This is a genomic window from Psychroserpens sp. S379A, assembly GCF_049800755.1.
Taxonomy (GTDB): domain Bacteria; phylum Bacteroidota; class Bacteroidia; order Flavobacteriales; family Flavobacteriaceae; genus Psychroserpens.
In genome coordinates this window covers 198258-208511 of the sequence record NZ_JBNAFQ010000005.1, presented here as the reverse complement: position 1 = coordinate 208511, position 10254 = coordinate 198258, and the positions used below count along the sequence as shown (strand labels likewise).

General features: G+C 34.7%; 10 protein-coding genes and 5 tRNA genes. All 15 read right to left on the bottom strand.

Annotated elements, in window-relative coordinates; translation table 11 throughout:
• Positions 1-62 precede the first annotated feature (62 nt).
• Positions 63-3875, bottom strand: a complete 3813-nt coding sequence (rpoB, locus tag ACP15M_RS12810; protein ID WP_425077600.1) for a DNA-directed RNA polymerase subunit beta — start codon at positions 3873-3875, stop codon at positions 63-65.
• Positions 3876-3999: 124 nt separating this feature from the next.
• Positions 4000-4377 carry a 50S ribosomal protein L7/L12 gene (gene rplL, locus ACP15M_RS12805; RefSeq protein ID WP_040251401.1) on the bottom strand — a complete coding sequence of 126 codons (378 nt, stop codon included), beginning with the start codon at positions 4375-4377 and terminating at the stop codon, positions 4000-4002.
• A 57-nt stretch (positions 4378-4434) separates the two neighbouring features.
• Positions 4435-4956 (bottom strand): 50S ribosomal protein L10, encoded by a 522-nt coding sequence (rplJ, locus tag ACP15M_RS12800; protein ID WP_425077599.1) that lies wholly within the window; start codon positions 4954-4956, stop codon positions 4435-4437.
• 20 nt (positions 4957-4976) lie between these two features.
• Positions 4977-5666, bottom strand: a complete 690-nt coding sequence (gene rplA, locus ACP15M_RS12795; protein WP_425077598.1) for a 50S ribosomal protein L1 — start codon at positions 5664-5666, stop codon at positions 4977-4979.
• A gap of 11 nt (positions 5667-5677) precedes the next feature.
• Entirely contained in the window at positions 5678-6118 is a 441-nt protein-coding gene (gene rplK, locus ACP15M_RS12790) for a 50S ribosomal protein L11 (RefSeq protein WP_425077597.1), read from the bottom strand.
• A 73-nt stretch (positions 6119-6191) separates the two neighbouring features.
• The gene (gene nusG / locus ACP15M_RS12785) at positions 6192-6749 is read right to left on the bottom strand and encodes a transcription termination/antitermination protein NusG (protein WP_425077596.1); all 558 of its coding nucleotides are present in this window, start codon (positions 6747-6749) and stop codon (positions 6192-6194) included.
• A 27-nt stretch (positions 6750-6776) separates the two neighbouring features.
• A complete protein-coding gene (gene secE / locus ACP15M_RS12780) occupies positions 6777-6968 on the bottom strand; it encodes a preprotein translocase subunit SecE (RefSeq protein WP_425077595.1) in 192 nt (63 codons plus the stop codon).
• Positions 6969-7068: 100 nt separating this feature from the next.
• Positions 7069-7141: transfer RNA gene (locus ACP15M_RS12775), tRNA-Trp, on the bottom strand.
• Between the two features lie 64 nt (positions 7142-7205).
• A complete protein-coding gene (tuf, locus tag ACP15M_RS12770; protein WP_425077594.1) occupies positions 7206-8393 on the bottom strand; it encodes an elongation factor Tu in 1188 nt (395 codons plus the stop codon).
• Positions 8394-8452: 59 nt separating this feature from the next.
• Positions 8453-8524: transfer RNA gene (locus ACP15M_RS12765), tRNA-Thr, on the bottom strand.
• 58 nt (positions 8525-8582) lie between these two features.
• Positions 8583-8655 (bottom strand) — tRNA-Gly (locus ACP15M_RS12760).
• 46 nt (positions 8656-8701) lie between these two features.
• Positions 8702-8783: transfer RNA gene (locus ACP15M_RS12755), tRNA-Tyr, on the bottom strand.
• Between the two features lie 52 nt (positions 8784-8835).
• Positions 8836-8909: transfer RNA gene (locus ACP15M_RS12750), tRNA-Thr, on the bottom strand.
• 102 nt (positions 8910-9011) lie between these two features.
• On the bottom strand, positions 9012-9314 hold the full coding sequence (hpf, locus tag ACP15M_RS12745; protein WP_425077593.1) for a ribosome hibernation-promoting factor, HPF/YfiA family: 303 nt from the start codon (positions 9312-9314) through the stop codon (positions 9012-9014).
• Positions 9315-9341: 27 nt separating this feature from the next.
• Positions 9342-10232 carry a tyrosine-type recombinase/integrase gene (locus tag ACP15M_RS12740; protein ID WP_425077592.1) on the bottom strand — a complete coding sequence of 297 codons (891 nt, stop codon included), beginning with the start codon at positions 10230-10232 and terminating at the stop codon, positions 9342-9344.
• Positions 10233-10254: the final 22 nt, after the last annotated feature.

Below are 10254 nucleotides of genomic sequence, written 5' to 3'. Positions count from 1 at the left end.
CTTCAGTCTTCAGTCTTCAGTACACAGTAAAAACTGTATACTGTTGACTGCTTACTATTTTTTTATTCTTCTAATCTAATATCTAATCCTAATCCTTTTAATTCGTGCATAAGTACGTTAAAAGATTCAGGTAATCCTGGTTCTGGCATTGGCTCTCCTTTTACGATAGCTTCGTAAGTTTTAGCTCTACCTATCACGTCATCAGACTTTACTGTTAAGATTTCACGTAGTGTACTTGATGCTCCATAAGCTTCAAGTGCCCAAACTTCCATCTCACCAAAACGCTGACCACCAAACTGTGCTTTACCACCAAGAGGTTGTTGCGTAATCAATGAGTAAGGACCAATAGAACGTGCGTGCATCTTATCGTCAATCATATGACCTAGTTTAATCATATAAATTACACCAACGGTTGCTGGTTGATCGAAACGATCACCAGTTCCACCATCATATAAATGAGTATGACCGAATCTTGGCACACCAGCTTCGTCTGTAAACTCATTGATTTGATCTAGAGTTGCACCATCAAAAATTGGTGTTGCATATTTACGACCTAATTTTTGTCCAGCCCAACCAAGAACCGTTTCGTATATCTGACCAATGTTCATACGTGATGGTACACCAAGTGGATTTAATACGATATCAACCGGAGTTCCATCTTCTAAGAATGGCATGTCTTCTTGACGAACAATACGTGCTACAATACCTTTGTTTCCGTGACGACCTGCCATTTTATCACCAACTTTAAGTTTACGTTTTTTAGCAACATAAACTTTAGCTAATTTGATAATACCAGCAGGTAATTCATCACCAACAGAAATTGTAAACTTCTCACGACGTAATGATCCTTGAAGATCGTTTTCTTTAATCTTATAGTTGTGAATTAAATCTGCAACTAATGAATTTAAGTGATTATCGGTTGTCCAAGTTCCAGATGTTAAATGCGTATAATCATCAACAGCATTTAACATTTTAAGCGTATATTTCTTTCCTTTAGGAATAATTTCTTCACCTAAGTCATTGTAGATACCTTGAGCAGTTTTACCATTAACAAGCGCGAATAATTTTTCGACTAAAACAGCCTGTAAATCATCAAACTTCTTGTAATAGATATTCTCTAATGCTTCAATATCTTCTTTATCTTTAGCTCTTTTACGCTTATCTTTTATCGCTCTTGAGAATAATTTTTTCTCAATAACGACACCATGTAAAGAAGGAGATGCCTTTAAAGACGCATCTTTAACATCACCTGCCTTATCACCAAAGATGGCACGTAATAATTTTTCTTCAGGAGTTGGATCAGATTCACCTTTTGGTGTAATTTTTCCGATTAGGATATCACCAGGTTTAATCTCTGCTCCAATTCTAATCATACCGTTTTCATCAAGGTCTTTTGTAGCCTCTTCAGAAACGTTAGGAATATCATTAGTTAATTCTTCGTTACCTAATTTAGTATCTCTAACTTCTAATGAATATTCATCAATATGAATCGATGTAAATATATCGTCACGAACTACTTTTTCTGAAATTACAATCGCATCCTCAAAGTTGTAACCTTTCCATGGCATAAATGCCACTTTCATATTACGACCTAAAGCTAATTCTCCATTTTCAGTAGCATAACCTTGACAAAGTACTTGTCCTTTCTTCACTTTATCACCTTTCTCAACGATTGGTTTTAAGTTAATAGACGTACCTTGGTTGGTTTTTCTAAACTTCACTAATGGATATGTTTTGGTATCACTATCAAAACTTACCATTGCTTCTTCATTAGTACGTTCGTACTTGATTGTGATTTCGTTTGCATCAACATACTCTACAACTCCATTTCCTTCAGCATTAATTAATACTCTAGAATCTGAAGCTACTTGACGTTCTAGTCCTGTTCCTACAATAGGAGCTTGAGGACGCAATAAAGGTACTGCTTGACGCATCATGTTAGAACCCATTAAGGCACGGTTTGCATCATCATGCTCTAAGAACGGAATTAATGATGCTGAAATAGAAGCAATTTGATTAGGAGCAACATCTGTATAATGGATGTCTTTTGGATCCATTACAGGGAAATCACCTTCTTGACGTGCAATAATTTTATCTTCTAAAATCTTACCATCATCATCTACTCTAATATTTGCCTGAGCGATTAACATGTCTTCCTCTTCTTCTGCACTTAAATATGTTGGTGTATTTTTAATATCAACAACACCAGCATCGGCTTTTCTATAAGGCGTTTCTATGAATCCCATAGAATTCACTTTCGCATATACAGATAAAGAAGAAATTAATCCAATGTTTGGTCCTTCAGGAGTTTCAATAGGACATAATCTTCCGTAGTGAGTATAGTGAACATCACGAACCTCGAAACCTGCTCTTTCTCTAGATAAACCTCCAGGTCCTAAAGCTGATAAACGACGCTTGTGAGTAATCTCGGCTAATGGATTGGTTTGATCCATAAATTGAGATAACTGATTTGTTCCGAAGAAAGAATTAATAACAGACGATAAAGTCTTGGCATTAATTAAATCAATTGGAGTAAACACTTCATTATCACGAACATTCATACGCTCACGAATGGTACGAGCCATACGAGCTAAACCAACACCAAACTGAGATGATAACTGCTCACCAACTGTACGTACACGACGGTTTGATAAGTGATCAATATCATCAATCTCTGCTTTTGAATTGATAAGTTCGATTAAATATTTAATAATAGTAATGATATCTTCTTTGGTAAGCACTTGCTTATCCATGCCAATATCTAACTGTAACTTTTTGTTCATTCTATAACGACCTACTTCTCCTAAAGAGTAACGTTGGTCTGAAAAGAATAATTTATCAATAATACCACGTGCTGTTTCCTCATCTGGTGGCTCAGCATTACGTAATTGACGATAGATATGTTCAACAGCTTCTTTTTCAGAGTTTGTTGGATCCTTTTGTAATGTATTATGGATAATTGCGTAATCTCCTTGTTGAGACGTTTCTTTGTGTAATAAAATAGTTTTTACACCAGCCTCAAGGATTTCTTCAATATTGTCTTTATCAATAACTGTGTCACGATCTAAAACAATTTCGTTACGTTCGATAGATACAACCTCTCCAGTATCTTCATCTACGAAATCTTCATGCCAAGTGTTTAACACACGAGCAGCAAGTTTACGACCTACAACTTTTTTAAGTCCAGATTTTGACACTTTAACCTCTTCAGCAAGGTCAAAAATCTCTAAAATGTCTTTATCACGTTCAAAACCGATAGCTCTGAATAATGTTGTAACAGGTAATTTTTTCTTTCTATCAATATACGCATACATTACCTGATTGATATCTGTAGCAAATTCTATCCAAGATCCTTTAAAAGGAATCACTCTTGCAGAATATAACTTAGTACCATTTGCGTGAAATGATTGGCTAAAGAATACACCTGGAGATCTGTGTAATTGAGATACAACAACACGTTCTGCACCATTGATACAAAACGTTCCACTAGGTGTCATATAAGGAATTGTTCCAAGATACACATCTTGAACAATGGTTTCAAAGTCTTCATGCTCTGGATCTGTACAGTACAGTTTTAAACGTGCTTTTAGTGGCACACTGTAAGTCAGTCCTCTTTCGATACATTCTTCAATCGTATAACGTGGTGGATCAATAAAATAATCTAAAAATTCTAATACGAATTGGTTACGCGTATCTGTAATAGGAAAATTTTCCATGAAGGTGTTGTAGAGCCCTTCATTGCCTCTTTCTTCTGATTTTGTCTCTAACTGGAAAAAATCCTGAAAGGATTTAATTTGAATATCCAAGAAATCTGGATATTCAGTTCTATTTACTATGGAAGAGAAATTTAATCTTTCAGCTGTATTTGCTAACATCGATGAACGAGATTTTGATTAAAAAAATATTTGTTTTTTTGTGTACCTATTTAATACACAAAAGGGTTTAGGTCATTCCGACTAGTTCGGAAGACCTAAACCATAATTTGTAGGTTTGTCAAGCTTACTTAAGCTCAACTTCTGCTCCTGCTTCCTCTAACTGAGATTTTAGAGCTTCAGCTTCATCTTTAGCAACACCTTCTTTGATAGCACTTGGTGCTTCATCTACTAAACCTTTAGCTTCTTTTAATCCTAAACCAGTTAATTCTTTAACTAATTTTACAACAGCTAATTTAGAACCACCTGCTGCTTTAAGGATTACGTCGAATTCTGATTTTTCTTCAGCTGCGTCTCCGCCTGCTGCTGCTCCGCCTGCTGCTACTGCTACTGCAGCTGCTGCTGGCTCGATACCATATTCGTCTTTTAATATTGTAGCTAATTCATTAACTTCTTTTACTGTTAAATTAACTAATTGTTCTGCGAAATCTTTTAAATCTGCCATTTCTACCGTTTTTAATAATTTTAATAATATAATTTGTTTAAGTGCGTACTTACTTGATTATCCTTCTTTTTCGGATAATGTTTTGATGATACCTGCTAATGTTCCACCACCTGATTTAAGTGCTGAAATAACATTCTTAGCTGGCGATTGTAATAACGTTACAATTTCTCCAATCAATTCTTCTCTAGACTTGATGTCTACAAGTGTATCTAATTGATCATCACCAATGTAAATTGCTTCCTCAATAAAGGCTCCTTTTAATAAAGGTTTCTCTGATTTTTTACGGAAGTTTTTAATTACTTTGGCTGGAGCGTTACCAGTTTCAGAATACATTACTGAGGTATTACCTTTTAAAACTGTTGGAAGTTCTCCGAAATCTTTATCAGATGCTTCCATAGCTTTAGTTAACAATGTATTTTTTACTACATTTAATGTTACGTTTGCTTTAAAACAAGCACGACGTAAGTCTGAAGTGTTACCTGCATTCAATCCAGATATATCGGCTAGATAAATGTTTGCATTATCTGCTAACTGAGCAGTTAACTCTTCAATTACTTGTGATTTTTCTTCTCTTGTCATAATACTAAAGATTTAACTACTTAACCTATTTTTGGATCTACAGCAATACTTGGGCTCATTGTACTTGACATGAAGATGCTCTTCATATATACACCTTTAGCAGCTGTTGGTTTTAACTTATTTAAAGTAGTCAATAACTCCATTGCGTTATCCTGAAGTTTATCAGCACTAAAAGATGCCTTACCTATAGGAGCGTGTACAATTCCTGTTTTATCAACTTTAAAATCTATTTTACCAGCTTTAACTTCAGATACTGCTTTTGCAACATCCATAGTTACTGTTCCTGTTTTTGGGTTTGGCATTAAACCTCTTGGACCTAATACTCTACCTAAAGGACCTAATTTACCCATGATAGCAGGCATAGTAACAATAACGTCAACGTCTGTCCAACCACCTTTAATTTTATCTAGATATTCATCAAGCCCAACATAATCAGCTCCAGCAGCTTTAGCTTCTTCCTCTTTATCAGGAGTCACTAATGCTAGAACTTTCATATCTTTACCTGTACCGTGAGGAAGTGATACTACTCCTCTCACCATTTGATTTGCTTTACGAGGGTCAACTCCAAGTCTAACAGCTAAATCAACTGATGCATCAAATTTTGTATAGGTAATCTCTTTTAATAGTGCTGAAGCTTCTTGAAGAGAATATAATTTATTCTTCTCTACTTTAGCTATAGCCTCTTTTCTCTTTTTTGTTATTCTTGCCATTTCAAAAATTTTTAGTTAGGTGCTTCACCACCTTTAACTGTGATTCCCATAGATCTTGCAGTACCAGCAACCATTTTCATTGCAGATTCAATTTCAAATGCGTTTAAATCTTGCATTTTATCTTCTGCGATTGCTTTGACTTGATCCCACGTTACTTTTGCAACTTTCTTTCTGTTCGGTTCTCCAGATCCTTTCTTTACTTTGGCCGCTTCTAATAATTGTACTGCTGCAGGAGGTGTTTTGATCACGAAATCAAAAGACTTGTCTTTGTAAACAGAAATAACAACTGGAAGAACTTTACCAGGTTTATCCTGAGTTCTAGCGTTGAATTGCTTACAAAATTCCATGATATTAACTCCAGCAGCACCTAAAGCGGGTCCAACCGGTGGCGACGGATTCGCTGCACCTCCCCGAACTTGTAATTTAACTACTTTACCTAATTCTTTTGCCATTTTACTAAATTTAGTTTTGTACATCCTTTAATTTGGAAGCTAAAAGACATATCTATCTATATTGTAACAATTATTATACTTTTTCAACTTGCATATAACTTAATTCTAAAGGTGTTTTTCTTCCGAAAATTTTAACCATTACTTCAAGTTTACGCTTTTCTTCATTAACCTTTTCGATAGTTCCATCAAACCCATTGAATGGACCATCAATAACTTTTACAGTTTCACCTAAAGTAAAAGGAATGGCTACATTTACATCTGTATCAACAGTTAATTCATCTACTTTACCTAGCATACGATTAACTTCAGATTGTCTTAATGGAACTGGATCTCCTCCTTTAGTTTCTCCTAAAAACCCAATAACATTTGTTATAGACTTTATAATATGTGGAATCTCACCACTTAAATTTGCCTGAATCATTATATAACCAGGGAAATAAACACGCTCTTTATTAATTTTTTTTCCGTTACGGATTTGAATAACCTTTTCAGTTGGAACTAATACTTGATCAACAAAATCTTCAAGTCCTAATCGAGAAATCTCATTTTCAATATAAGTCTTAATTTTATTTTCTTGACCACTAACAGCTCTAACTACATACCATTTTTTATTTACACTTGTCTCAGACATCTTTCTTTTCTTTTATAGTTAGTTTAGTTAAATCAAGTCAAAATAAGCCTTGATAACCTTACTGAAAACAGTATCAACTCCCCAAATAGCTAGTGAAAAAATAATTGAAAACACAGCCACTAAAACAGTCAAGCTTTGAGCTTCAGACCATGAAGGCCAAGTCACATTATTTTTTAATTCTTCAAAAGATTCCTTAATATAATTTACTATTCCTGCCATTTGATTTTCTATTTGCACACTTCGACTTCGCTCAGTGTAAACTTATTGAGAGACTACTTCATTAAAATTATAACAAATCTAGTCGCATTTCATTCATTTGCACGGGTTGAGAGACTCGAACTCCCGACACCTGGTTTTGGAGACCAGTGCTCTACCAACTGAGCTAAACCCGTAAATATAAATCAAGGCATTCGTCTTTGACGAACACCTTAACTCATATTTAATATGATATTTATTTTAGTCTAATATCTCAGTAACCTGACCTGCACCAACTGTTCTACCACCTTCACGGATTGCAAAACGTAAACCAACGTTCATTGCAATTGGTTGAATTAAATCAACAGTAATAGTAAGGTTATCTCCAGGCATTACCATTTCAACTCCATCAGGAAGCGCAATGTTTCCAGTTACGTCAGTTGTACGCACATAGAACTGTGGACGGTAATTATTATGGAATGGCGTATGACGTCCACCTTCTTCTTTTTTAAGGATATAAACCTCAGCTTTGAATTTTTGGTGAGGAGTTACAGAACCTGGCTTAGTAATTACCATACCTCTTGAGATTTGAGTCTTTTCAATACCTCTCAATAAGATACCTGCATTATCTCCAGCTTCACCTCTATCAAGAATTTGACGAAACATTTCAATACCAGTAATAGTAGATGTTAATTTCTCAGCACCCATACCGATAATTTCAACTGGATCACCTGTATTTGCAACACCTGTTTCAATACGACCTGTAGCAACAGTTCCACGACCAGTAATTGAGAATACATCTTCAATAGGCATTAAGAATGGCTTATCCATATCACGAACAGGCTCTTCAATCCAGTTATCAACAGCTTCCATTAACTCCATTACTGTATCTACCCATTTTTGCTCTCCATTAAGAGCACCTAAAGCAGAACCAGCAATTACAGGACCATTATCCCCATCATACTCATAGAAAGACAATAAATCTCTAATTTCCATTTCAACTAATTCCAATAACTCATCATCATCAACCATATCCACTTTATTCATGAATACAACAATACGAGGAATACCTACTTGACGTCCTAAAAGGATATGCTCACGAGTTTGTGGCATTGGACCATCAGTAGCAGCTACAACTAAAATAGCACCATCCATTTGAGCAGCACCAGTAACCATGTTTTTTACGTAATCGGCGTGACCTGGACAGTCAACGTGAGCGTAATGACGATTTCCTGTTTGATACTCTACGTGTGATGTATTAATTGTAATCCCTCTTTCTTTCTCCTCAGGAGCATTATCGATAGTATCGAAATCTCTTGCCTCAGATAAACCTGCATCAGCTAATACTTTAGTAATAGCAGCAGTTAAAGTTGTTTTACCGTGATCTACGTGTCCAATTGTACCTATATTAAGGTGTGGTTTTGAACGATCGAAAGTTGCCTTTGCCATGTTTAATTTATTTAATCTTAATTTATATTAGTGTTCAATTTATTCTATAACTAAAAAAGAGCCAATGACGAGATTTGAACTCGTGACCTCTTCCTTACCAAGGAAACGCTCTACCCCTGAGCTACACCGGCGTAAAGTGTTTGACGTCTCACCTAACAACGAGACTTCTGCCTTCGCAGAAATATTTAGAGCGAGAGACCGGGTTCGAACCGGCGACATTCAGCTTGGAAGGCTGACGCTCTACCAACTGAGCTACTCTCGCATAATTTTACAATTGTTTTACCAACTGAAGGTATCAATAAAAAATGTGGGGAGAGCAGGATTCGAACCTGCGAAGACATAGTCAGCAGATTTACAGTCTGCCCTCGTTGGCCGCTTGAGTATCTCCCCAATTTTAAAGAACTTTTACTAAAATCAACTATGGTAATTTTAGATTTTTTAGAGCCGATGGAGGGACTCGAACCCACGACCTGCTGATTACAAATCAGCTGCTCTAGCCAGCTGAGCTACATCGGCTTTTATACAACTTTTTTGTTATAAAAAAAGCCCGCTATTTCTAACGGACTGCAAATGTAAAGATTTATTTTTTTAATCAAAACATTTTTTGAAAAAAATTTATCACATATGTGCTCTTAATTTTTCTTTTCGCTTTTTTAACTGCCTTTCAAGCGACGAAATAGCTACATCTGTTCCTTCTTCAAATGTTTTACATTGCTTCTTTACCACAAAGCTATCTCCTGGTACATTTACTCTAGCTTCGAATATTTTATTTTCTTTATCACTAGTGTTTTCAACTTTTAAATAGACATCAGAATCTATTACTTTATCATAAAATTGGTCTAATTTATTCATTCGTTTTTGAATGAAATCAATTAATTTTTTGTCTGCGTTAAAATTTACGGATTGTGTGTTTACCTTCATGTTCAATCTTTTATTGGTTAGACAATATTATTTTTTACTTCTTGGATGTGCTTTTGAATACACCTTTTTTAATTCAGCTATACTATTATGAGTATAGACTTGTGTTGCTGCTAAACTTGAATGACCAAGAAGTTCTTTTACAGCATTTAGGTTTGCACCTTGATTAAGCAAATGAGTTGCAAATGAGTGCCTTAGTATGTGCGGACTTCGCTTTACTTTCGTTGATGCAATACTAAAGTAATCATTTATAATTCTGTAAACAAGTGTTTCATAAATTTTAACCCCTTTTTTTGTTAAAAACAAATACGATTCATCTTGAATTGCATTAAGCTTATTTCTTGCTTCAACATAAGATATAAATGTATCTACCACAGAAGGTATCAAAGGAATAAATCGTTCTTTATTTCTTTTTCCTAATACTTTTAAGGTTTTATTTGCAATATCGACATCACTAAGTTTAAGCTGTACTAATTCTATACGTCTTATTCCAGTGGCATAAAAAAGCTCAATCATTAATCGGTTTCGTAAGCCTTCAAAATCTGTTGCAAAATTTAATTCTTGAAGCACTATTTTAATTTCTTGTTCTGAAAATGGAACTTGAATTTTTTTACTTGTTTTTAATGCTTTATGCTTTGATAGTGGATTAATTTCAATCTCTTCTGTTTTTAAAAGAAATTTATAATACGTATTTAGAGAAGATATTTTTCGATTAATGCTTCGATTTGAAATTCCTTTATCTACCAACAACACAATCCAACTCCTAATTTGTTGATAGTTTGTATTGGTAATTGTTTTAGAATCATATTCTGAAGATATAAAATCTGAAAAATCTGAAATATCTTTTAGATAAGCCTTGAGTGTTAACTGAGAATAGTTTTTTTCAAGCAATAAGTAATCAGTAAATGATTGCAATAACATCTATAGACTTTTGTGTAAGCTC